Source organism: Peribacillus cavernae (genome assembly GCF_003989135.1).
GTDB lineage: Bacteria > Bacillota > Bacilli > Bacillales > DSM-1321 > Peribacillus > Peribacillus cavernae.
The window spans coordinates 10,616-35,830 of record NZ_RYZZ01000030.1; the positions used below are offsets into that span (position 1 = coordinate 10,616).

Genomic DNA, 25,215 nt, shown 5'->3' on the forward strand with positions numbered 1-25,215 from the left:
ATTGTGTTATGTGTACATTGTACATAATACAGAGTACAAGAGTCAACACAATATTAGAACTTTTTGAATAATTTTTATAACAGCATCAGTTATATTGAATCAATAAAAGCAGCCGATTGGCTGCTCCATTTTCATATATTTATATAATTTGTTAGCAAGGATGGCTATAGGTTAACCGTCCTCCTTCAATGCAAAGGTTTGCTTCAGCCAGCCGGCAACCTCTTCCACAAGGGCGTCCAAAATTACCTTGCCAGCAGCTGGGCTTGCACTGACTGGGTTCCCGAAGACACCACTTGGACTAATTGCGCGCACACCTTTAGCTTGCATGGTCTCCATCCATCCCGGGTCCCCTGTGGTATAGCCAGTTACTGTTTTATAAGACCGCACCCGGTGCTCACCCAACACGTGAAGAATAAGACTCGTCTCAAGCGCACCTGCGTGACTGTCTGTGGGTGCAAGGGACAATCCTGCCGCCAACCCGGCTTGGAACATGATACTTACAAAGCGTTTGAAATCGTTATATGCAACGACCTGGATTTCAGTCCGTATGTTGGAGATGCTCTCGGCATATTCACCGAGAAAACTGAAATTTCCTCCATGAAAACTAAGCAAGCAAACGCGTGTCAAACCCATATTCTCAAGCGTGTTGATATATGCCTGAATCTCGCTCCCAAGTGTCACCGGATCAAGTGTCACCGTACCGGGGAAATCCAAGTGGTGTTCCGAAAGTCCCGCCATGAGAGTGGGCGTTACAATAATCGGTTCCCTGCACCGGACAGCGACTTCAGAGGCAAGCATTTCAACCATGACGGAATCTGTAAACAGAGGCAAATGCGGTCCATGCTGTTCAAGCGCACCAATGGGGATCAAACCTATCGCACCGTGGTGCTCAGCAATCGCCTTTGCTTCAGATGATGTAAGATACTTCAGATCGATAAAACTCATGATAGCTGCTGTTCACCTGCAGTTTCCGGCACAGCGTTGCCTCCTATAGGTAGAAATACATCATCAAAGGTGATTTTCCCGCCTTCCCGCTTCTCTTCAGCGTACTGACCGCGGTTGATCAGCTTAAGTGGAGCGCGATCTTTTCGCATTTGTTCCCGTAATAACCGAGTGGCTTCCTCGTCAACTATATAATCCGTAACGAGACCCTGCATTTGCTTCTGGACAACTACACCATAATCTATTTCAGCAATTTCAATAGAAACTAACTGCCTTAGTACATCCATGCGTACAGCCTCAACATCCCGTTCCAACGGATCCCCCCAGCCGCCTCCGCCAGGGGTTGTAACCCGAATGATATCGCCCGCTTTTACAGGGATCCCCTCCTGGCAGAATTGGACAAGCCTCTCATTTGGTGTACCGGGGTTGATCCATGTTCCGCCTGGTTTACCTGGCCCTCCACCGTTTACACCAAAGCAGTTGAACGCAGTTCTGTCAACATACGTGACATAATTTCCATCGGTAAGAATATGGATATCCTTGACGTACCCCATACCGCCGCGATACTTCCCTGCACCGCCTGAATCAAGGTTAAGCGCAACACGTTCAATAACCACTGGATATCTTTGTTCGATAAATTCCGTTGGAAGGTTCTTGGCATCGTTTACCATGTCCACCGCATCAGTTCCATCCGCGTATGGCCGAGCACCAGAACCGCCTCCAAACACCTCACGGTAGAGCCATGGCTTCCCATCTTCGTCGTACCCGTAAACCCCGTAGACCTGTACACAGTTATTATCCGCGACCACATTTCCTCCAAATGCCTGTGCGAGAGCGGCTCCATACGCTCCAAAGCTCCTGAACCAAACCTGCATGCGGTTAATTACAGCAGCTGGGTATTCAGAGGTGAGCACTGTCCCGTTTGGCAGTTCACAACGGAAAACCCGGGTAACTCCCTCGTTGATCACGGTTCCAGGAGCAAACTGGGCCAGAAACGAGCCCACCCATTTGGACAAGAAGCGGCCATCGTTCGGCGCGTTCAGAGGACCTTCCGTTTGCGGATTTGTGCCTGTCCAGTCCAAAATGATCTTCTCTGGATCCTTGCGCAAGGTTACTTTCAGCTTGACAGGATCTTCAAGGTTGATTCCATCATTATCAAGGAAATCTTCCCCAATGAACTCGCCATTAGGAAACATAGGCAAGATCACGTTCCGTACCGCCTCTTCGCAGCGATCCATCAGCTTATACATAGCCGCCTCCACGATATCTGCACCCAGTCGGTCGCAAAGCTGTTTCACCTGTCGCTCGATAAGTCTGCAGGCGCCGATAAAGGCATCAAGGTCCCCCTGCATAGTATCCGGGAAACGCGTGTTGCGCAGAACGATCTTGTAAATGTCATCCTGAACCTTCCCTTTGCTGTAAAGCTTGACGGGCGGAATTTGGATCCCCTCTTCAAAAATGCTTGTAGAAGTGGTCGGCCAACTGCCTACAGACCGACCTCCAACGTCTTCGGTATGCCCGAAGATCATGCTGAATGCAATTAGGCGTCCACTGTGAAAGATGGGAACGCAAATGCAGTAATCGGGCAAATGCGTGATCGAACCATGCGAGTCGTAAGCATCGTTGAATAGAAATACGTCCCCCTCCTGGATCTCTTCCAGAGGAAAGTGGGCACGCACAGCGTCCGCACTGGCACCCCACGATACAGACGTCACATTATTACAGTCGACTGTACAAATGGAGGCCCGGTAATCGTGTTGCTCACGAATGATGGTCGAGCGTCCGGCGAGCTCAACGGCCGCTTCACCCTCGTCTACCGCTGCTTCTAGTCCACCCTCAACTACGTCAAGTGTTATGGGATCTACTTTCCCCTTGAAGTGTTCTATACGATCCCACTCCTCCCGAGGGCGTGGCCACTCCTGCTGCCGGAACGGCTTGTACTCGGGGGACTTGTATATGGAAGTATCGAAAATCTGAACGTTTTCATTCGTCATGCTATCGCTCCTCCTTCAGGGTTTCGGGTGATGAGTAAGTGACCGTACTCGTTCACTGTGACAACCCACCCGGGTTCCACAACTGTAGTAGTATCGTATTGTTCAATCACTGCTGGACCCGCAAGCTGCTCAGAGATTGGTTCTGTTGGACGTTCATACACAGGACAATTGACATAGTCAGATACTTCGCTAATATACAATGGCCGAGTGAACTTCAAAAGGTCGCTCCATTTGAGAACTGAATATTGTTTCGGAAGCTGACGAGGTGGAGCAAGTTGCCCAAATCCGGTAACCCCGATGTTTACGATCTCGACCAACGATTTGTTCTCGTAGGAATACCCGTACTGATCCTCATGGGTAGCATGGAAATTCTTGATCGCACCCGCAATTGTACTTGCAATAGACCCGTCCAGAATGTACAGGGGAACACGGATTTCAAAAGCCTGGCCAACATATCGCATGTCAATGAATGCCTGCAGGCGGATGCCTTCACTCGCAAACCCTTGACTTGCTAGATCCTCCTTAACCCGATTGCGCACTTGAAGGAACTCGTCATTTAGCTTTACCACATCAAGTTCGTCTTCGCGTTGCACGTCGGTAATAACGTGGTCGACACGCACATCCGAATAAAGGAGTCCTGCCGCAGCAGTAGCACCTGGTGATGCAGGAACAAGGATACTCTTCATATCAAGGGCATTGGCGACAGGGGATACCAAAAGCCCGCCCGCACCCCCAAACGGGAACAAAGCATAATTGCGCGGATCACGTCCGCGTCGGACAGATACAACACGGATTCCTGCGGAAATGTTTTGCGTAGCAATTTCTAGAATGCCCGCAGCCGCTTTCTCAACTGAGAGCCCCAGGGGTTCCGCAATCTTAGTCTTGATCGCATCATAGGCTGCTTCTCGGTCCAGTGGAATGGAACCGCCTAGCAAATATGGTGGGATCCGGCCAAGTACGAGGTTCGCATCGGTAATGGTTGGTTCTGTTCCGCCCCGTCCATAGCAAGCAGGACCAGGGGTTGACCCTGCACTTTGCGGACCTACCCGCAGAGCCTTGCTGCCTGCAAGCCAGGCAATGGAACCTCCGCCCGCCCCGACTGTGGTCATGTCGATCATAGGGGCCTTGATATCATAGATGTCAATCTTCCCTTCCGTTAATAGACGAGGGATACCTCCTTCAATCAATGCCATGTCGGTGCTCGTTCCACCCATGTCAAGTGTTAGAACGTCCTCGACCCCAGCAACCTTCGAAATGGCCGCCGCTGCGATAACACCTGCAGCCGGCCCCGATAGGGAGGCTGCGATAGGCCGTTTGATCAGTTCACCCACAGTGGCAACGCCTCCGCTTGACTTCATGACATAAAGCGGAGCTTCTGTTCCTGCCTCTCTTGTCCGGTTACCAAGGCGGTCGAGGTAGGTGGAAAGTAGCGGCATCAGTCCAGTGTTCAAACAGGTTGTCAGTGTCCGCTCGTACTCGCGGTATTCCCTGATTACATCTGCTGAAATCGAAACAAAACAATCCGGATATTCGTCTTGAATAATCTCTCGTGCCCGCTCTTCATGAGCAGGATTCTGGTAAGAGTGAATGAAAGATACTGCAATTGCCTTCACTCCAAGCTCGCGATATTCACGCGCAGCCAGCCGGATCTGTTTCTCGTCCAATGGGCGTAATTCTTCACCTCGATAGTTAAGCCGCCCATCGGTCTCGCGCACTAATTCCAGAGGCACAATCCGCGGCGGTTTAATCCAATAACTGATGGCTCCAAACTCCCCGGGCACATTCTGGCGAGCCACCTCCAACATGTCGCGGTACCCCTTTGAGACAATGAGTCCTAGACGAGAATATTTCCCCTCCAGTACAGCATTAGTGGCCACTGTTGTTCCGTGCAGCAACATGGCAATGTCTGAAGCCGGTGCATCGATCTCGTCGAGAACACCCTGGATTCCGTCCAGGAAGGCGCGTGAGGGATCGTTGGGTGTGCTGGAGGTCTTGAAGACCTTCTCCTCGCCTGTAGCATCATTGAGGGCTACTAAATCTGTAAACGTACCTCCTGTATCAATTCCTATGCGCCAACTCATTTATTTCTCCCCTTTCTGGTTCATCTTTATTGGGCAGGGTGTTGAAAGCGGTTTCAAAAAAAGCGCCGCGTATTCGTCTGCCTTGTCACAGTATACCATCGTGTTTACCTTCCGATATGTTCATTAGTTACATTCGAAGAGACATTTTATAAATTATCTTTTAAGAGTCTCTGGAACTATGGTATCACAGGTCCATACAGTGCTCAATCAATTCCAAAAGCCGCCAGTTGCTCAAGCCACGGCAAATCCTTGAAGGAAAGAGAGCCCTTCCGGAGATCCACAATCCCCCTTGCCTTCCAGCCGTTGAGTACTCGCGTCACCATTACCCTGGAGGTGCCCATTAAAGAGGAAAGTTCTTGATGGGTAATGGTTAATGACTGAGTACCTTCAGGTTTTCGGGTGATCATTTCAACCAAAATACGAGCAAGGCGGACCTCTGAAGGATCGAAGGTAATAGTCATCATTTGGTTGCTCAACATCCAAACCTTGTGGGCCATTGACTTCATTAATGTAAAAATAAAGTCTGGGCGAACACGATTGATTTTCTCCATAACTTCCTTTGAAAACACCCTCACTTCGGTGGACTCTACAGCTTCGCATGTATACCAGTGATTAGATTGCTGAAAAAAAGGAACATCGGCAAAAAACTGGCCTGGCTCTGCGAAGGCCAGCACTTTCTCGATACCATCCTGACGTACAATTGTGGCCCGTACATGTCCGGTTTGTACATAGAAGAAATGCCAAGCTGGCTCTCCTTGTAGGATAATAATACTTCCCTTTGAAAACAATTTAGACGTTACTAGTTCACTGACCTCGGGTGGCAAGGGCCCGAAACGACGAGGATGAAACGCTTCATCGACGACATGTTGCATTTCCATAGAACAAACTCCTTCCTCAGCTGATTAATATAATAAATAGTGGTTGATTTTAGGTATAGATCAATTACCTCTAGTAGTAACTATAAAACTTATTAACTATGTATTGTGTACACATTGTACATAATAATAAATATGTGAGTCAATTAAATAATAAATATTTTTTGAACTATTAAATTGGTAATTTAGTAATATGTCAATTATCCTATTTAAAGAATCGAGGTTTTTATTCAAAAGTATTGAGGTTCTTAGAAGTGATCCTCATTTTTCTGCTGGATCATTTCTAAGGGGAGCCGCTCTATGTACACAAATAATTTCTAAAAAGGATACAAACAAAAAGACCACTTTTATATTAAGTAGTCTCTAGCGTATTGCAATGAAAATGCCTTTATTAATTTTCCTTTTTATTTTTCCTTTTTATATGTTAACATCAGTTCAATTGCGATTCTGCATGCAAGGTATCATCATCCTTAGCGAGTTCTTCAAGAACCCTAATTGAAGTTAAATAATTTCCAAAAATCACTCTTTTAGAAAAAGCAAAAACTCCTGCATTTATCTAAGTGCTATCGCTCTTCCTGCATGCTGAACATAGGAATATACCTCTAAAATGGATACATGATGCAAATTAGCTGCCTGCTTTACTTCCTCATATTCTGGAGATATCTGATAAATGGTTTCCCCTTCGTAACCTATTTTAACGGTAATGTCGCCATATGGAGATTCTACTTTCTTAAATTTACGTGAAAGGGCTCTTCTGGACCATTCTGCTCTGCGTATTCCAAAAGTGCTCGTTTCCCGCAATAACAGTTCTTCCAGCTGTTTTTCATTCTCAGCCTTGCTTAAAACAGTTATTAGTGTGCCTGGGCGATTTTTTTTCATAATCACCGGAGTATAATAAACGTCAAGGGCACCGGATTCAAAAAGTTTTTCCATCACAAACCCTAATTGTTCCCCTGTCACATCATCGAGCTGGCACTCCAAGACAATAACGGTCTCTCTATTTGTTATTTCTTGCTCTTGAAAAAGAATCGCTCTTAACACGTTTGGATGCTCAAAGTCTTTTTTTCCTGCACCGTAACCGATTGTTTCCATAGTTAGTGGCGGGATCGGTCCATATTCATGAACCAAAGCATTTAGAAATCCTGCTCCGGTTGGGGTCGTCAATTCACCTTCCACTTCAAAATTCATCAACGGGATCCCTTTTAAAAGTTCTGCGGTGGCAGGAGCCGGGATCGGATAAAGTCCATGTGCCATCTTGAGCTTTCCAGATCCCGTCGGAACCGGGGAAGCGACAATTTTTCCAACATTCAGGTTTTCAAGTGCAAGGCATACACCGATCACATCGATAATGGAATCCATGGCACCCACTTCATGAAAATGAACATCTTTCGGATCCATTCCATGAATTTTACCTTCTGCTTCTGCAATTACTTGAAACACGACACTGCTTCTAGATTTAACTCTTTCCGGAAGATCGCTATTAGTAATCAAATCTAGTATTGTTGAAGCCTTTCGGTGACTGTGTTCTTGATGGGTATGGACATGCTCTCCAGAATGCTGTTCATAGTGATGAGTGTGACTATGGCCTGCATGGGAATGACTGTGTTCTTCAGAATCCAGATCATGATCGTGATGATGATGACTGCGGTCTTCATGGGAATGGCCATGTTCTTCAAAATCCGAATCATGATGGTGATGCTCATGAATGTAATCAGGATTAGTATCAAATCCCAACACAAGTTGCTTTGATGAAATACCCCTTTTATCCACTTTTATAATATTCATGTAAAAAGGATCGATTGGCAATGTTTGTAACTGTTCAATGATATAACTAAGATCAGCTCCCAAGTCGATCAGGGCAGCAAGTGTCATATCACCTGAGATCCCCGACTGACAGTCAAGATACAGTGTTTTCATTATTGGCCTCCTTCTGAAACGAGCTGGAGAATGGTCGCAGCTTGATAGGCTGCCCCAAACCCATTATCGATATTTACGACACTCATACCTGAAGCACAAGAGCTTAGCATGGCCAAGAATGTTGTTAAGCCTTCCAAATGGGCTCCATAGCCAATAGATGTCGGCACGGCAATGACCGGACGTTTGACCATCCCCGCCACGACACTTGCCAGGGCTCCTTCCATTCCAGCGACAACGATGAGTACACTGGCACTCACAATGTCTTCCCGATAGGCTAATAGCCGGTCGATCCCCGCAACTCCGACATCGTATAAACGTGCCGTTTCGCATCCCATCCAATCGGCGGTTTGTACAGCTTCCTCGGCGACAGGCAAATCCGAGGTACCTGCACAGATGACCAGAACCTGGCCAGTGTATTTTTTTTCTGTCGCACCATATGTTAAGATCCTTGAAACCTTGTCATACTGAGCATCCGGACACTCAGTCATTATGTATGCAGCTTTTTCTTCTGAAAGACGGGTTACCATTGCTTTCCGATGAACTTCAATCAGTTTCAGCAAGATATGTACGATTTGTTCTGCTGTTTTTCCCTCACCGTAAATCACTTCGGGATACCCTGTACGTCTTTCCCGGTCATAATCCACTTTGCTAAAACCCAGATCTTCAAAGTTTTTCATTTTCAATCCGCCTCCCTTGTGTAATAAATGCTACTGAAAAAATAGCCCATCGATAAACCCAATCGTATATATATAATAGAATCCATAACTAACGCTGATAATCGAGGCCAAACTTCCTAACACCCGATTGAATGTTTGCTTTTGTCCAGCCAATAGAAACGGAATGCTAAGTCCAGCCGTAAATAATAACATTCCGATGATGGTACCAATTCCAAACAGACTAATATAAACAAAAGCGTCCTTGATTGAATCTACGACTGAGAGAGCGATAAGTGTCATCGCTGCGCTGCCCGCCATTCCATGAATCTGGCCGATCACCATCGATTTCAAAAATAAACGATTTTCTGACTTATACCCCTTTTCAGTGCTTAGCTTCTTTTTCGAATGTGAAGAACGAAAGGAGATAATGCCTAAATATACAAGCATCACTCCTACAACGAGTTCAAAAAGCAAGGACCATGTCTCGGAAATCGCTTCTTTTGTGAGGGCCAATACCAAGAAAACTAACAACAGGGTTAACGTATGGCCCAATCCCCAAAAGAAACCGAGTAGGCTGGAACGCCAAATCGTTTTATGTTTTCCGACAATGGTAGAAACTGCAATGACATGATCTGGTTCTAATGCATGTTTAATTCCTAGCAAAAAACCGATTCCGAGTATGCCTAGTAAATTATCCATAACGTTTATTCCTTTATCCCCTGAAGAATCTGATTCATACTGCCACTTTTATAACCGATAAGATCCATGGTTACATAAGTATAACCAAACTCCTTCAGCTTCGTGACGATTTGGGTATGGTGCTCCAATAGAGTACTCATCGCATGGGGCTCTACTTCAATCCTGGCCATTTCCCCATGGGTTCGAACACGTACCTGCCGCACGCCAAGTCCTCGGATGAATTGTTCAGATTGATCTACTCGCTTCAGCTTTTCAATCGTTATCTGCTCTCCATATGCAATTCTTGAGGAAAGGCAAGCAAATGAAGGCTTGTCCCAAGTCGGCAGGCCCATTTCTTGGGATAATTCCCGAATTTCGTTTTTAAATAAGTTCGCTTCTTGTAATGGGCCGCGCACATTGTGCTCCTTTGCCGCCTGTGTGCCAGGACGATGTTCACCCATATCATCTGCAATCAGCCCGAAGACGATATTTTTGTATTGATGCTTTTCCATAATCGGAATCAGGTGCTCGAATAGGCTTTTTTTACAAAAATAACAGCGGTTTGGGGTGTTTTCTGAATATCCTGGAATACTCAGCTCTGATGTTTCGATGATCTCATGTCTTGCTTTTAAAAATATAGCGAGCCGTTTGGCTTCTTCTAATTCCTCAAAGGGATAGGTTTCAGAGTCAGCGGTAACAGCAAGAACGTTATCAGGCCCTAGGGTATCAAGTGCAGCCTTAAGTAAAAACGTACTGTCTACCCCTCCGGAAAATGCGATCACGACGGTTTCCATTTCGGTCAAAATTTCCTGAAGCTTTCCATATTTATCTTGCAACAACCAGATCACTCCTTCTTTGTTGGTAAGCACCAGTATTTCATGACATTATTCCTCGACATACGGAATGGTAAGCGGGCCAAGCGGAAGAACAGCGACGGACATCTTTTCCCCATACGTTTGCTTTAATTCTTCAAGAGTTGCTTCAATATCGTGGGTCGGTTTTAACATGGCCCGTTGAACCTGAGTGTCTGAAAGCGTAGAATACACAAAAACATCTGCCCAAACTTGAATGACAGCCTGTTTTTGAACCTGCCACTGATCAAACATCTTAAATGACGGATCATTGATCATCTCTAATAAATCCTCAGGGGTTTTGGCCATTTGTAAAATTCCCGAATAGTTTCCATGGTTCGGCAATCCATCAATGCATTCCGAGGCTACAATAATGGTGCCTCCTTGTTTCACAATTTTTTGAGCAGCGCTCATTCCTTTCACTGCCTGATATAGGTTTTGGTCTAAAGGGTAACCGGAATTGGAAGTAATGACGACATCAAAACGTCCATCACAACGAATCATGGCATGCTCTTTTACAAATTCGCAGCCTTTTTCATGTGCTTCAAAAAGCTCCCCGGCAAATACGTTGGTAATTTCTTTTTCTCTGTTCAATGTGACATTTAGCATAAAGTCTGCCTTGCACATACGATTGATCTCGCGAGTCATTTCTTGTACGGGATTATCCACCATATTTCCCCATGTAGAACGAGCGTCTCCAATCATTCTTGCATTATGGAATGTCATGATCGTTTCAATTCCGGCAATCCCGGGCATCATCCCTTTAGGCCCGCCAGAGAACCCCGCAAAAAAATGTGGTTCGATAAAGCCAGTGACGATTTTGAAGTCTGCCTCTACATAGTCTTTATTTAAATAGACATCACAACCGAATCGGCTCTTTCCTACATTGACTAACGTATCTTTGTCATGACAACTATTGTTAATGATCCGGACGTTATCTACGACCCATTCACCAAGCATTTGCACAAACTCTTCTCTTGTTTGATCCCGATGGGTCCCCGTTCCGTTAATAATGACAAAATTCTTAAGTGGTACATGGTCTAACTCTTTGATTAACAAGGGAACCAATTTATCGTTCGGCGTTGGCCTGGTAATGTCGCTAATGACAATTGCGACGGTATCACTCGCTTTCACCATCTCTTTTAAAGGTGGAGAAGCAATAGGATTTCTTAAAGCTTGTGTGATTGCTTCTGCATCATCAGCTAAGCCTGCAAGATTCTGCGGTTCCACCAAAAAACTATTCCCTGGTACATTTATCGTAAGATCGGTTTTTCCATATAGTAAAGCTGTTTCCATGTATATCCCTCACTTTCATCCATACGGTTCTATTAAAATAACGTTCCATCTGATTATTCGATGATATTTTCTTCCTATTATACCGAGATTGACTGCTAATCGTATACAATTATTAGAATTTTTATAAATTAAAAGTTTACAAGGATATCTATCTTGTTTTTTTGTACATAATCTTATTCATGTACAGAGGGTTACATACATGCCCACCTTTTAATTAATAATAATGTATCAAAGAAAAAAACGATTCTCCCTTTGAAGAATCGTTGAAAGTAATTATCTATTATCTGTATTAATATAATATTGATCCTCCCCGCTTGGCAAGATAAGAAACATAAATAATGCTAAAATGTAGAATATCGTTTTGGTCATGTTCATTCTGTTTAATCTGAACATGGATTCCTTTCTAGGTAGCATCAAGCTATGCTTTAAACAAGTTAAGAGTCCCACAAAGAACCTCCGGATTATTACATATAACTATGTGTTTATTAGCCATTTTCATTAGTTGTAAGCTGCCAATCAGATTCGATCTTTTCTCTAATATGGTCCATACACTCTTCGACTGTTTTTGCAAATATACGCTTACCATTTACAATCGCGTAAGGTCTTCGAGCACACATTCCACAAAATGACAGGCAATCGTTTTGAATTACCGCAACTTCAGGGTATTCATTTTCTAATATCTCTTCTACATTAATTGAAGTGATTAAACTGCCATCACATATTTCTACAATTACAATTCCTATCACAATACCCCTTTCTATTTTTGACTGCCTTACTAATCATTGATTCCGAAAAATATTTTCGCATTATGCTTATCAAGCTTCATTTGTTTTATCAACGGGTCAAGCCCGGAAAATTTAATTTCATTACGGATATAGCTAAGAAAAGATAACGTACCTTTTTTTTCGTACAAATCACCAGAAAAATCTATCAAATGTGCTTCAATTGAATATGTTTTTCCATCGATTGTTGGACGATACCCTGCACTTATAAGAGAATACCAATATTCATTTCCTAGATAACCGTTGTACCTTCCAGGGATCCTATTGAACAAAAAAAAGAGACCCTCTCTTTCGAAAAAGTCCCTCTTCTTATGTTTATTGTGGATGCTGCTTAAGCTGCATTTCATTTTTTTGTTCTTTTTCATGATCTACTTTATGTTGCTTGTAATTTCCTGCCGCTAAAACCCCGATTACAACCAAGGCTTCAAATCCGTATTTTACAAATGGATTCGTGAAGTAATCATGCAGGAAAGGTTCTCCGACAATCATCTTCGCAGCGGTCCAACCGAGAATACCGGAGCCGATGGTGATGATAAATGGATACCGTTCAATGAGTTTTAAGATCAAGGTGCTTCCGTACATCACTACCGGAATCGATACCAGTAATCCGATTACTACCAGTAGGAAATTACCATCTGCCACTCCTGCAACAGCTAACACGTTATCCAATCCCATGAGAGCATCTGCTATAATAATCGTACGAATAGCGGCCCACATAGAGTCGGCAGCTTTTACTTCGTGTTCTTCTTCATCAATAAGGAGCTTATACGCAATCCATACAAGCAGCAATCCTCCAATTAAATGAAGGCCAGGTACATCTAATAGTACGACTACCAACAGTGTTGCGATGATCCTGATCACAATCGCCCCTACCGCTCCCCATATGATCACCTTTTTTTGCTGATGTTTCGGAAGTTTTCTTGCAGCAAGGCCAATCAGTATCGCGTTATCGCCAGCGAGAACCAAATCTATCATAATAATTGCAAGCAGCCCTGTTAAAAATTCCATTTCCATGATATCTCCTCCTTGTTTTTTTTTTGCAAAAAATAAAAGAGACCTCTGCCAGTAATGGCAAAGGTCTCGCTAAGCACTAAGTAATTAGGCCAATAAAGCCGGTAGAAAAATCCCACGTAATGACGACTTTATTTCAGGGTTTACCTGACGCTACTCCCCCTTACGGGATAAGTCAATATGAAGTTTTAAAAGCCCTTTAAACACTAGAAAAAATAAGTAATTCTTATAAGTTATTATATAGCTATTGATATATCTTCTTTATTATAACAGAAATCAAGAAAAAAGGTAAGAAAAAGAAAATATTATGTTTGATAGATTGCTATCTTTTTTTTGGTTACTTAACATCACTTACCTTTAACAAAACTTTTCCGATACTTTGTCTGCTTTCCACCCACTGGTGTGCGCTTGCTGCATCTTCCAGGGAAAAGCGTTTGCCTATTTTCATGTTCAACCGGCCATCCGCTAAAAAGCCGAGCACCTGATTTGCCGTATCACGTAAAAAATGCGGACGGTTATTGCGGGTTGTTCCTAAACTAAATCCGAGAACCGAGCGGCAGCTTGAGTGCAGATCGGTTGTCTTAAACTGCCCGACCATCCCTCCTGCTGCGTTGCCGAAATTCACCAATCTGCCGTACATCGCCAGGCATTCCAGGCTTTTTTCTGCGACCCATCCGGAGATTGAATCTAAGATCACATCCGCACCCTGCCCGGCCGTTAATTCATTTACCTTCTCCGCAAAGTCTTCCGTCTCATAGCAGATGACATGATCAGCGCCGGCTTCCCGCGCTGCCGGAATCTTACGCTCACTTCCTACCGTTCCAATAACACGGCCCGCACCCAAAATCTTTGCTAACTGAATCGCTGTCGTGCCAATTCCGCCAGCAGCCGCATGGATGAGAACCGTTTCGCCAGGCTCAAGCCTGGCTACATCTGCGAGAAGCTTATATGAGGTAAAAGAAACAGTCGGACAGGCTGCTGCAGTATCAAAATCAACGTTGTCAGGAAGTACAAAGGTAAGGTTTTCGTCGGCTACTACATATTCTGAGTAGGAACCATTTTTAGGAAAGGCAATTACTCGGTCACCAGCTTTTACATATTGTACTTCAGATCCTGCCGCCTCAATGATGCCTGCTGCGTCCAAGCCGGGAATAAACGGCGGCTGTCCGGCACCATGATAGTTGCCGTGCCTTGATTTAATATCAGCAAAATTGACACTAGTTGCCACAACACGAATTAATACTTGTTTTGAATTAATTAAAGGTTTTTCTGTCTCCATATATTTGAGCACTTCAGGTCCGCCGAACTCAGTAACAACAACTGCTTTCATCGAGGATCCTCCCAATCTATTAATATCGTTTAGGCCATTCGATTACCAAGGCGTACCCATCAGCACGAATAACAGCCACGCAAGTCCTGGTCCAAGAGCTATAAAGAGGCCAGCAATCAGCAAGAGCTTTCGGAAAAATAGACGCTCATTCACACCCTGTACATTAGCCATAATCAGTGCCCCGTTCGTCGAGAAAGGACTTATGTCCACAACACTTGCCGAAATCGAAAGCGCTGAGACTACACCGATAGCCGACATGGTTGGATCCTGTAAGATAGGAGCCGAGAGTGGAATAACGGCCGCAAGAAAGCCTGTTGTAGAGGCAAATGCTGAAATGACTCCTCCTACATATGATGCCATAAGAGAAGCAAGTATCGGATTTCCTACGCTGGCAATTTGATCCGTCATATAATCCATAGTCCCTACCTTTTCCATTACTCCCACATAAGTCATGATTCCTGTCACCATAATCATGACAGCCCAAGGCATTTGCTTAATGATATCTGATTGCTTCTTTGGAGCCATCAATCCAAGCACCAGGCCAATCATCAATGCGCCAAAGCCCATGTTCATGTCAAATACAAGTGCTAGGAAAATCAGGAGGCCGATGCCAAAAAGGGTGGCGATTTTATACCAAGTTGATCCATTATCTTCTGTTTTAACAGTAATGTTCGCGGCATTTCCTTCGGCAGCAGCTGCAACTGCCATTTGAGTTTTTGTATTTTGTTTAAGCAAACGAAGTCCGCCAAAAGCAATGAAAACAACAATGGAAATTAATACGTAAAAAATAAAACAGTTAATGAAGAGCATGATTGGTGAATGCGGAATATTTTCCGACTTCATGATACCGTTTACAACCAATCCGAAAATATTTAGCGGCGAGAAGGAACCGGCATACATTCCCGTGGAAATCAACGTACCCATCAAAAGCGGATTGATTTTGTGCTGGTAAGCTAATCTTAATGCGATCGGGAATAGAATCGGACCGACCGCAACCGTCGACGCTCCAACAGCTGACAGTAGGGCGCTTAAGAAAAACAGAACCCACGGCAGGAGACCCACATTCCCTCTAACCAGGCGGAGCCCGCCGGAAATGATTAAGTCAAGCGTCCCGTTGTTTAGTGCAATCGCAAACAGGTAGGTAACCCCTGCAAGAAGGATGAACATGTCAACCGGAAAAGCGGCATAGATATCTTCTACGGCTAATCCGCTGACAAAGGTACCGACGACAAAAGCGGCAACCATGCCCAAAATGCCCATGTTTACTGAAATGATCGAGCCGATGATGAACATGGCCAGCAGTACGATAATTGTAATAAGTTCTAAACTCATATGATTCGCCTCCTATGCGGATAAATGTGTTGTAGGTCTGGACTATGCCCGGAAAAATCCAGTGTCCTGCCTGATGGATGATTTTCGAAATTCTTAAAGCGCTTACAAACAAGATGTAAAAATAGACCTCATGTCACTGAATAAAAGTTGTGTTCGGATCAAAGGTTCAGCTTGCCATCTCCTGTTTTTTCATATTTTTGAAGCATCACTCTCTGACGATCTAGTAAACATCAAAATTGACCACTCTTAAATTGTTGTAATAGCTCATAAAGCTGTATAGTTGTCTATTAATCTGAAGATGAGCCTGCTGTTAAATGAATGGCTTTCTTCTTATTAAAGAAGCGTTTACTCTTTCTTCATGGGTAACATCAGAAAAAAACGAATTTACAACGGTAAGAATTTTTTTATAAAAATCCCGATTATCTCATTTTACTTTGAGAAATCGGGATTTTCTTATTGAACTATGATCCTCAATCGTTCAATAAAAAGGCAGGCTATAGATGGTCTGTTCTTCCCCATTTTATCTTTTGTTCATTTTGTAAAATAACATAGCCTTGTAAAGCGACACCAATTCCTTCCATTTCCACCAGCTTGGTTAAGCTATCAGAGCAGAGGCCACCTAGTCGCCGTCTTCCACGATGGGCAATTCCATGACTTGTGTCCTTTAAACGCTCATGTTACTTCAGAGTGCCCAGAGCTGAGCTCACGGACAGCTAGCGCTTTTCAGCGTCCAGCTCGGCTTCGATGTGGGAGACCTTCGAAGACTCACCCATACGCCAGTAGACGATCAAGCTCACGGCAATGCAGGCAGCTACGTAGAAGTAGAAGAGCGACTCGACTCCAATGTTCTTCAGCCATAACGCGATGAATTCCGCTGTCCCGCCGAACACCGCGACTGTGAGTGCGTAGGGGAGTCCCACGCCAAGAGCACGGATTTCGGTCGGGAAGAGCTCTGCTTTCACGATTGCATTAATGGAAGTGTAACCAGTGACAATGATGAGACCTACCAACATGAGCAAGAAAGCAACCATAGGGCTTGTCGTCTGCTCCATAATTAGGAACAGTGGCACCGTCAACAATGTTCCAAGGATACCGAAACTCAGCAATAGCGGGCGTCGTCCAATTCGGTCAGACAGCGCCCCGGCTAGCGGTTGGAGCACGACGAATATCAGCAGAGCAATAAAGTTAATCCAGCTGACGACCTCCTTCTCGAGTCCCACAGTATTCACCATGAACTTCTGTAAATACGTCGTGTAGGTATAGAATGCGACGGTTCCGCCAAGCGTTAAACCGACAACTGTCAACACCGCCTTGGGGTATTTCATCAGAGCACGAATGGTTCCAGCGCTCTCCTTACTTTCAGAACCCATTTTTGAGAACTGCTCCGATTCGTCCATCGTACGGCGCAGCCACATTACGGCCAATGCGCCCATTGCTCCGATGACGAAGGGAATACGCCAGCCCCAGGCATACATATCGGATTCGCTGAGTACTTGCTGGAGGATTATTTGGACACCAAGTGCCACCATCTGTCCGGCAACAAGTGTGACGTACTGGAAGCTCGAGTAGAAGCCGCGGCGGCCGCTGCTGGCCATCTCAGACAGATACGTTGCAGAGGTTCCATACTCCCCGCCTAACGACAACCCCTGGAGCAGACGTGCGAGAACCAGAATAATGGGAGCCAGTATACCAATGCTGCTATAACTTGGGGTAAGGGCAATGATCAGAGAACCACCGGCCATGACAGTTATGGAAAGTGTCAGCGCGGCACGGCGGCCATGACGGTCGGCGTAGCGGCCCATCAGCAGGCTTCCTATCGGGCGCATCAGGAAGCCAACGGCGAAGATTGCTGCCGTGTTGAGCAGCTGGCTAGTCGCATCTCCCTCTGGGAAGAACTCTGACGAGAAATACACGGCGAAAGCAGAATAGACGTACCAGTCGTACCATTCGATCAAATTTCCAAGCGAACCTTTGAAGATGTTCCCTGTGATGCGTCGCGTCTCTGCGCGCTCAGTAGATTGATTCACTGTTAAATCCTCCTCTGAAGTAACGGTGTCGGACGCTCCTTTATTGGACTCGTCAACACTCACATGCTGATAACTACCAGAAACCCTTCTTCTTTTCGACTGAATCCCTTCATGAAATAGTCTTCCCTATCCCATCGAAATTAGAAGCAATCCGAAGAAAATGGCTGTTGAATGCTTAATTTCCGTTAACATCTAAATCTATATCTCAACATATCAAATTAGTTCTAGCAATCTCTTCCTTCGAACAGTAAAGCTGGCTCATGGTTTGATAGAAACATAGAATATTTATACAGCATCCCCCTATTTATTTAACTACTTTTAAAAATATTCTGCCTATTGTCAATATACCGTCTTCTTCGTTTACCGTCAACAGTTTACGATATATTTTTCATTTCTATTAATGTTTACCCAGTCTTTTTTGATCCTCAGTTTATTATGGCTTGAAGTTGTTCAGTGACCGCATCGCCAACCTCTTGAGTACTTGCTGTTCCTTCCATATCAGGCGTTAGTATCGCTCGCTCAGCCATCACTTTTTCCATAGCATGTAGGACTCTTTTCCCCCATACTTCCTGACCGAAGAAGTCCAGCATTTGACTTGCAGACCAAATAGAAGCAAGCGGGTTGGCAATTCCTTTTCCCGCGATATCGGGGGCAGATCCATGAATCGGTTCGAACATTGACGGGTATTCCCGTTCAGGGTTAATATTTGCTCCCGCTGCAAGGCCTAATCCTCCTGCGATGGCAGCTCCTAAATCAGTGATGATATCGCCAAATAAGTTGGAAGTGACCACTACTTCAAAACGCCACGGCTGCTTTACAAAAAACATCGCTGCAGCATCGACTAAATAGGAGTACGTTTTCACATCAGGATATTCCTTAGCGACCTCTTCAAACACCTGATCCCAAAAGACCATCGAGTAATTCAAAGCGTTTCCTTTGCTAATGCTCGTCAACGATCTTCCCTGTTTCCTTGCCTCTTCAAAGGCATAGCGAATAATCCGTTCTGTGCCGACACGAGAAAAGATGCCGGTTTGCAAAACGACCTCATGAGGTTGTCCTTTAAATAACCAATCCCCGGCTCCTGCATACTCTCCTTCACTATTTTCCCGGATCACCAGCATATCAATTTGCTCACGGGCCACATCCTTTAGCGGACATGGTGCACCATCCAACAGTGTAATCGGGCGAAGGTTCACATACTGATTAAAGCCTTTACGAATCTTTAATAATAGATCCCACAGGGAAATATGATCGGGAACTCCGGGATACCCGACTGCACCCAGATAGATGGCATCAAAGGACATAAGTTGTTCCAATCCGTCATCAGCCATCATTTTTCCATGTTCCAAATAATATTCACAGCCCCAGGGAAAGTGCGTGAACTGAAATTCAAACGATCCATCAAGTTCCGCAGCCTTATTCAATACCTTGATGCCTTCGGTTAATACCTCTGGTCCAATCCCATCTCCAGCAATAACGGCGATGTTATATTGTTTTTTCATCGTTTGATCTCCCTTCCTATGTAAAATGATTACGTTCAAAGAAAAAGGATGGCAGCTCCTACGCCATCCTTATGGCTTCTATTTAAAACTTTCCTGAAAGCAAATGTCCTGCGTTCGGAACATCTGTCTTAAGGTCCAATTGTTTAAGAATTTTATACACAGTAGCAACTCCGGCAGAAAGAACCGGGAGGCCCAAACGGTCTTCAACTCTTTGAATCGCTGGAAGCGAAGGCATCTGGACGCAAGCCGATAATACTACAGCGTCTGCTCCTGTTATATTTAATCGATCTGCATGACCAATGAGATTTTCAGGGTCCAAACGGCCAACTTCGAGATTGTCAGCTACCTCGAGGCTGATCGAATCGATAACTTCGATACCGGCTGCGTTCAAATATTCAATCACCGTGTTGGTTAGAGGTTTCATATACGGCGTAATAATCGAAACTTTTTTGGCACCGATTGTTTTGATCCCTTCAATTAATGCTCCTGCACTGCTGACAATTGGGGCTGGTCCTCCATTTTCAGCTGTTGCTTTCTCCAAACGTTCTTCAGAGATTTCATGATATCCCGGTCCCTGGCACATGATCGCTACCAAACACGCATAGGCTAACACATCACAACGAGCATCAGAAAGTTCCACGGCACAGCGGTCACTTTCCACATCCATCTTCTTTAATTCTTCCGGATTAACCTGCTGCATACGCATGCGTGCAGAATGGAAGGTAAACGTTTCTTCCGGTTTGATTTGCTGTCTCGCTTGAAGCATGGCTGGAATTTCTGTTTCCATAGTAGTATTCGAACTTGGCACGATTAATCCTACCCGATAATTTTGACTCATAGTGATTCCTCCTAATTATTTTATTTTAGTTTCCTTTAACTTTATGAAAATGGCCTGTCAATTCGCGAATCGTTAACGGTCTGACTAATTCCACACAGTTTAAGAGTGAAGGGAGATCCACCCCGGTATCAATCCCCATCTCATGCAGCATAAAGACGACATCTTCTGTCGCGACATTGCCTGCTGCGCCCGGTGCAAACGGACATCCTCCAAGCCCTCCAATTGAAGTGTCAAAGCGTGTGACGCCAGCTTGAAGAGCGGCGATAATATTGGCCTGGGCTAAGCCGTACGTATCGTGGAAATGGGCGGAAATCATCGCTTTCGGCTTTTTGGTGAATGCTTGTTGAAACAAGTCATACACTTGTGCTGGATTCGCCCGGCCAATCGTATCACAAAGAACGATTTCATCGACCCCTAAACGATCAATTCGCTGCAGCATCTCCAAAACGAGATCGGCATTCACCTTTCCTTCATAAGGACACCAGAACGACGTAGCGATATTATAACGAATGAAAATGCCATTTTCCTTTGCCCTTTTAATAACACTTTCAAACGTTTGGATCGACTCGTCCCTCGTCATTTTGACATTTTTCAGATTGAAGCTGTCGCTGGCACCTACGACCAGAGAAAGGGCATTCACGCCATTCTCTATCGCCCGCTCATAGCCTTTTTGATTCGGAATCAGCGCCATGTACTGAATGGAAGAGTCACGATCCATACCTTCCAAAACTTCTTTGGCATCCTTCATTTGCGGGACATAGACCGGATGGACAAAAGAAGTCGCTTCCATTCTTTTAATCCCGGTTTTGTTTAATGCATTAATGAGTGCAATCTTCTTGTCCGTCGGAATAAAATTTGCTTCATTTTGCAGTCCGTCTCTCGGCCCTACTTCAATTATTTCTACTTTTTTCGGCAGTTTCATGGATATTTTCACCCTTCCCGATTTAAGAGATTCCCAGTTTATTAGCCAAATAAGGCTCCAGGCCTCCAAGCTTCACCATTTCAATCAAATGTTCAGGCAGCTTCGTTCCTTTGTATTCGACTCCTTTCGTGTGATTGATAACTTTCCCGGCTAACAGGTCAATTTCAACCTCATCCCCTTCTTCGATGACAGAGGTATCCACCATCTCTACCACAGGAAGGCCAACATTGATGGAATTCCGGTAAAAAATGCGCGCGAAAGAGTTGGCGACAATTGCCCCTATTTGATGGTGTTTCAATACCATCTGTGCCGTTTCCCGGCTGGAACCAGATCCGAAATTATTTCCTGCTACTATAATATCACCTGCTTGAATCTTTCCGGCAAAATCAGGATCAATTGCTTCCATCGCGTGTTCAGCCTGTTTATCGACAGGCTGACTCATATATTGCCCAGGAGATATAATATCGGTATTGATATTGTCTCCGTATTTCCAGACGCGGCCTCTAATGATAAATGACATTTACATGACCTCCTTAAGGAGATATTTGCGCGGATCTGCAATTTTTCCTTCAATTGCTGTTGCGGCAACTGAGGCCGGTGAGCCAAGATATACCTCGCCTTTTGCACTGCCCATTCGTCCTCTAAAGTTCCGATTCGACGAAGACATCACCACTTCACCGGCACCGATGACGCCGCTCGTGAATCCGCCGCAAGCCCCGCAAGAAGCCATGTTCACAATACAGCCGGCTTCCGTTAGAATGTCCAGGATGCCTTCCTTATTGGCCTGCATCCAGATATGCTGGGAAGCAGGTACCACCAGACAACGAATGTTTTTCGAAATCTTTTTCCCTTTCAAGATTTGCGCTGCAATCCGGAGATCACTGATACGGCCATTCGTACAGGAACCTAGATAGACTTGATCAACAGCTTTTCCTTCTACCGCACTTACTGGATGTACATTATCGACTTCATGCGGACAGGCAACCTGAGGCTCCAATTCAGATGCATTATAATGTAAGGTACGAATATAGGAGGCATCCGGATCGCTGGAAACCATGTCAATCTCATCGGTGACACCCTTGGAACGTAAAAATTCAACCACTTTTTCATCCGGTTCAATCAAGCCTGTTTTTGCGCCTGCTTCAACGGCCATGTTCGATAAAACCAGCCGTTCATCCATCGACAAATCTGTAATCGCACTTCCGGAAAATTCAATGGTCTGGTAGGTTGCGCCTGCATGGCCAAGATCTTTAATCGTTTTAAGCACGAGATCTTTGGCGTATACTCCATGCGGAATCTTCCCATCCCACACTACTTTGATGGTTTCCGGAACCTTCAGCCAGGTTTCACCCGTTAATAGAACACCGATCATTTCAGTAGACCCAATACCGGTCGCAAACGCGCCCAATCCACCAGCCATACAGGTATGCGAATCTGTACCAAGAATCAATCGCCCCGGGCGGACATGACCGTGTTCGACTATAACTTGGTGGCAAGGTCCTTCGAATTCATAGTAATAGGGAAGATCCTGTTGCCGTGACCAATCGCGGGTGAATTTCAGGATATCAGCTTGCTGAACGGTTGCCGGCGGTGTACAGTGATCGGAGACAACGACAACCTTCTCTTTATCAAACAATTTCCCGCCTAAGCGGCGGAATCCGCCGTCCACAAGCCACGGTCCCAATAAATCGTGCATCATCGCAATATCAACATTGACCCATACAATATCTCCAGCTTTAACACTTTCCTGCCCGGATGCTTTTGCGAGAATCTTTTCCGACATCGTCATTCCCATACCCATTCATTCCCTTCTTAGATAATGCCTTTTTCCTTCAACTCTTTGATTTGTTCCGCGGATAAATGGATCTTCTCTGTCAACACCTCATCAGTGTGCTCGCCTAGTTTTGGACCTGCCCATTCGATATTACCGGGGGTTTCACTCATTTTCGGGACAATTCCAGGCATTTTCAACGTACCCAGCTCTTCGACTTCAATTTCACGAATCATCTCACGTGCCTGATAGTGCTGATCATTTACGATATCTTCAATGGAATAAATCGCCCCTGCAGGAACCTTCGCATCATCCAAATACTGCATCACTTCATTGAAAGGCATGCTCTTTGTCCATTCTTCAATCAATGCATCTAAATATTCCGCGTGTTCGGAACGCTTCGAATTATTTTCATAACGCGGATCTTCCGCAACATCTGCACGGTCCATTGCATTCATAAGACGCTTGAAAATTGCATCTCCGTTTGCTCCAATAACCACATACTTTTCATCAGCACATATGTATGTGTTAGACGGTGTGATACCTGGAAGCGTGCTGCCCGTTCTTTCACGAATCAAACCAGTGCGGCCGAATTCGGGAAGCGTACTCTCCATCATGCTAAAAACAGACTCATAGAGCGCAACATCGATTACTTGCCCTTCCCCGGTACCGTTCACATCGCGGTGATGGACGGCCATCAAAGCGCCAATAACCGAATAAAGTGCAGATAAAGAGTCGCCGATACTGATTCCGACACGTGTAGGCGGACGGTCGGGATATCCGGTAATATAACGGAGGCCACCCAATGCTTCGCCAATCGAACCAAATCCAGCTTTATCACGGTACGGTCCATCCTGTCCATAACCAGAGACACGAATCATAATAAGACGCGGGTTAATTGCCTTTAGTTCCTCGTAACCTAACCCCCACTTTTCCATCGTCCCGGGTCGGAAGTTTTCAATGAGAATATCAATCTCCTTTACAAGCTCGCGAACCAATTCTTGACCTTCCGATTCACGAAGGTTAATCGTGACGGACTTTTTATTTCGGGATTGCACATACCACCAAAGGCTGGTCCCATTCTCAACCACACGCCATGTACGGATTGGGTCCCCCGTCTTCGGAGATTCTACCTTAATCACTTCTGCACCAAATTCACCCAACAGCCTCGAAGCAGATGGTCCTGCAATCAATTGTCCCATTTCCAACACCCGTAATCCTTCAAGTGCTTTCTTCGCCATTTCAACCATCTCCTGAATTCGAATTTCATAAAATTAGATATTTTCTTAACTCTTTACAAACAGGTAAAGAGTTTGAAGTAATACTCAATGTGTGGTCATCAATTTTAGATTTAAACAGGATATGAACCAAGCGGAATCAACGGATTCCTTCTTAAAATCTACGAAAATATCAGTAAGCGTTTTCATTTTTTATAATCGTAACCCTTATAAAGTAAACTGTCAACCGTTAACAGAACATTTTTTACTTTGTGTATTATTTTTATAATAGATAAACTAAGAACGATATCTACGTAGTGTTATCTATAAAAGGTTGGACTTATATTGGAAGTATTGTAAACTATTTGATAAGGATATGAATCAGTAATCAGCGAAAACCAATCGGATAAGTTATATAGATACCTTAGGGGGATATTCGAATGAGGGAGATTAAGAAAACGGAACCGCTTCATAGTCAGGTTTATCATATCGTGAAAGAAATGATTATGGAGGGAAAATACCAGCCTGGTGAACGCCTGGTTGAAACCAAGGTAGCGGAAAAACTCGGTGTAAGCAGAGGTACCGTTCGCGAAGCGTTTCGAATGCTTACGAAAGATGATTTGCTTGTGCAAAATGACAATATTTTATTAGTCTATAACCCTGATGCCCAGGATATTTTAGATTTATACGAATGCCGCAAAAGCCTGGAAACCCTTTCAGCAAAACTCGCATCAATCCATATAAGCGACGAACAACTCGAGCAATTACAGCTTATTATTGAAGAATCCAAAGAAGCTTTAAAAATAAATGACACAAAGAGGCTCACTATTCTAAACCAGCAATTTCACGATCTAATTGCCCTTGCATCACAAAATAAGCAACTTATTCAATTATTTGAAGTCATCAATGCGAAAGTCCTTTATATACGAAACTGCATTCTGAAAGAACGTTTAGTTAGCTTCGCGGTACTAGTGAAAGATCATGAACAAATCTATTTGGCACTTAAGGAGCGCAACCCAGCAAAATCAGAAGAAACAATGAGCGCCCATATCCAGAGAAGCTTACAGGTAGCTAATACTTCATTACATGAACAAATGGCTAAGCCGGAAGAAAGCCTCAGTTAAAGGTGCAGGATCATTCTTTCATAGCACAATCTCTATTAGGCAGACTTTACCTTTGTTGCCCCTGAACTA

Annotated in this window: 22 protein-coding genes; 1 reads left to right on the forward strand and 21 read right to left on the reverse strand. The window is 44.6% G+C overall.

The genetic code is table 11. The features are described from left to right. Window positions 1-171: 171 nt before the first annotated feature. From ELQ35_RS16870 to ELQ35_RS16970, 21 genes are all read right to left on the reverse strand, one after another. On the reverse strand, window positions 172-945 hold the full coding sequence (locus ELQ35_RS16870; protein WP_126866281.1) for a creatininase family protein: 774 nt from the start codon (window positions 943-945) through the stop codon (window positions 172-174). Next, window positions 942-2,936, reverse strand: coding sequence for a hydantoinase B/oxoprolinase family protein (locus ELQ35_RS16875; protein ID WP_126866283.1), 1,995 nt, complete (start codon window positions 2,934-2,936; stop codon window positions 942-944). Before ELQ35_RS16875 ends, ELQ35_RS16870 begins: the two co-directional genes overlap by 4 nt. Further along, a complete protein-coding gene (locus ELQ35_RS16880) occupies window positions 2,933-5,017 on the reverse strand; it encodes a hydantoinase/oxoprolinase family protein (protein WP_126866285.1) in 2,085 nt (694 codons plus the stop codon). The genes ELQ35_RS16875 and ELQ35_RS16880 overlap by 4 nt, the downstream gene beginning before the upstream one ends. 203 nt (window positions 5,018-5,220) lie before the next feature. Continuing rightward, window positions 5,221-5,895: a Crp/Fnr family transcriptional regulator gene (locus ELQ35_RS16885; protein WP_126866287.1), complete on the reverse strand. Its 675-nt coding sequence runs from the start codon at window positions 5,893-5,895 to the stop codon at window positions 5,221-5,223. Between the two features lie 549 nt (window positions 5,896-6,444). Beyond that, entirely contained in the window at window positions 6,445-7,809 is a 1,365-nt protein-coding gene (gene larC / locus ELQ35_RS16890; protein ID WP_126866289.1) for a nickel pincer cofactor biosynthesis protein LarC, read from the reverse strand. Further along, window positions 7,809-8,486, reverse strand: coding sequence for a nickel pincer cofactor biosynthesis protein LarB (gene larB, locus ELQ35_RS16895; protein ID WP_126866290.1), 678 nt, complete (start codon window positions 8,484-8,486; stop codon window positions 7,809-7,811). Before larB ends, larC begins: the two co-directional genes overlap by 1 nt. Window positions 8,487-8,516: 30 nt before the next feature. Then, a complete protein-coding gene (locus ELQ35_RS16900; protein WP_126866291.1) occupies window positions 8,517-9,164 on the reverse strand; it encodes an urease accessory protein UreH in 648 nt (215 codons plus the stop codon). 5 nt (window positions 9,165-9,169) lie between these two features. Then, window positions 9,170-9,982: an ATP-dependent sacrificial sulfur transferase LarE gene (gene larE, locus ELQ35_RS16905; protein ID WP_126866292.1), complete on the reverse strand. Its 813-nt coding sequence runs from the start codon at window positions 9,980-9,982 to the stop codon at window positions 9,170-9,172. Between the two features lie 45 nt (window positions 9,983-10,027). After that, entirely contained in the window at window positions 10,028-11,290 is a 1,263-nt protein-coding gene (gene larA / locus ELQ35_RS16910) for a nickel-dependent lactate racemase (RefSeq protein WP_126866293.1), read from the reverse strand. Between the two features lie 485 nt (window positions 11,291-11,775). Continuing rightward, window positions 11,776-12,033, reverse strand: a complete 258-nt coding sequence (locus ELQ35_RS16915) for a YuzB family protein (protein ID WP_126866505.1) — start codon at window positions 12,031-12,033, stop codon at window positions 11,776-11,778. 32 nt (window positions 12,034-12,065) lie between these two features. Beyond that, window positions 12,066-12,437, reverse strand: coding sequence for a riboflavin kinase (locus ELQ35_RS16920; protein ID WP_126866294.1), 372 nt, complete (start codon window positions 12,435-12,437; stop codon window positions 12,066-12,068). Continuing rightward, window positions 12,388-13,086 carry a TerC family protein gene (locus tag ELQ35_RS16925; RefSeq protein WP_126866295.1) on the reverse strand — a complete coding sequence of 233 codons (699 nt, stop codon included), beginning with the start codon at window positions 13,084-13,086 and terminating at the stop codon, window positions 12,388-12,390. The genes ELQ35_RS16920 and ELQ35_RS16925 overlap by 50 nt, the downstream gene beginning before the upstream one ends. 334 nt (window positions 13,087-13,420) lie before the next feature. Next, window positions 13,421-14,413: a quinone oxidoreductase family protein gene (locus ELQ35_RS16930; protein WP_126866296.1), complete on the reverse strand. Its 993-nt coding sequence runs from the start codon at window positions 14,411-14,413 to the stop codon at window positions 13,421-13,423. A gap of 42 nt (window positions 14,414-14,455) precedes the next feature. Further along, the gene (locus tag ELQ35_RS16935; protein ID WP_126866297.1) at window positions 14,456-15,745 is read right to left on the reverse strand and encodes an SLC13 family permease; all 1,290 of its coding nucleotides are present in this window, start codon (window positions 15,743-15,745) and stop codon (window positions 14,456-14,458) included. A gap of 713 nt (window positions 15,746-16,458) precedes the next feature. Continuing rightward, the gene (locus tag ELQ35_RS16940) at window positions 16,459-17,772 is read right to left on the reverse strand and encodes an MFS transporter (protein WP_126866298.1); all 1,314 of its coding nucleotides are present in this window, start codon (window positions 17,770-17,772) and stop codon (window positions 16,459-16,461) included. A gap of 425 nt (window positions 17,773-18,197) precedes the next feature. Next, window positions 18,198-19,274, reverse strand: coding sequence for a tartrate dehydrogenase (locus ELQ35_RS16945; RefSeq protein WP_126866299.1), 1,077 nt, complete (start codon window positions 19,272-19,274; stop codon window positions 18,198-18,200). An 82-nt stretch (window positions 19,275-19,356) separates the two neighbouring features. Then, on the reverse strand, window positions 19,357-20,112 hold the full coding sequence (locus ELQ35_RS16950; protein ID WP_126866300.1) for a maleate cis-trans isomerase family protein: 756 nt from the start codon (window positions 20,110-20,112) through the stop codon (window positions 19,357-19,359). Between the two features lie 25 nt (window positions 20,113-20,137). After that, window positions 20,138-21,034 (reverse strand): hydroxymethylglutaryl-CoA lyase, encoded by an 897-nt coding sequence (locus ELQ35_RS16955; RefSeq protein WP_126866301.1) that lies wholly within the window; start codon window positions 21,032-21,034, stop codon window positions 20,138-20,140. 22 nt (window positions 21,035-21,056) lie between these two features. Then, a complete protein-coding gene (locus ELQ35_RS16960) occupies window positions 21,057-21,554 on the reverse strand; it encodes a LeuD/DmdB family oxidoreductase small subunit (protein ID WP_126866302.1) in 498 nt (165 codons plus the stop codon). Continuing rightward, the gene (locus tag ELQ35_RS16965; protein ID WP_221884981.1) at window positions 21,555-22,835 is read right to left on the reverse strand and encodes a 3-isopropylmalate dehydratase large subunit; all 1,281 of its coding nucleotides are present in this window, start codon (window positions 22,833-22,835) and stop codon (window positions 21,555-21,557) included. Window positions 22,836-22,846: 11 nt separating this feature from the next. Further along, the gene (locus tag ELQ35_RS16970; RefSeq protein WP_126866304.1) at window positions 22,847-24,046 is read right to left on the reverse strand and encodes a CaiB/BaiF CoA transferase family protein; all 1,200 of its coding nucleotides are present in this window, start codon (window positions 24,044-24,046) and stop codon (window positions 22,847-22,849) included. Between the two features lie 416 nt (window positions 24,047-24,462). Between ELQ35_RS16970 and ELQ35_RS16975 the strand changes: the two genes are divergently transcribed. After that, on the forward strand, window positions 24,463-25,146 hold the full coding sequence (locus tag ELQ35_RS16975; protein WP_126866305.1) for a GntR family transcriptional regulator: 684 nt from the start codon (window positions 24,463-24,465) through the stop codon (window positions 25,144-25,146). Window positions 25,147-25,215: the final 69 nt, after the last annotated feature.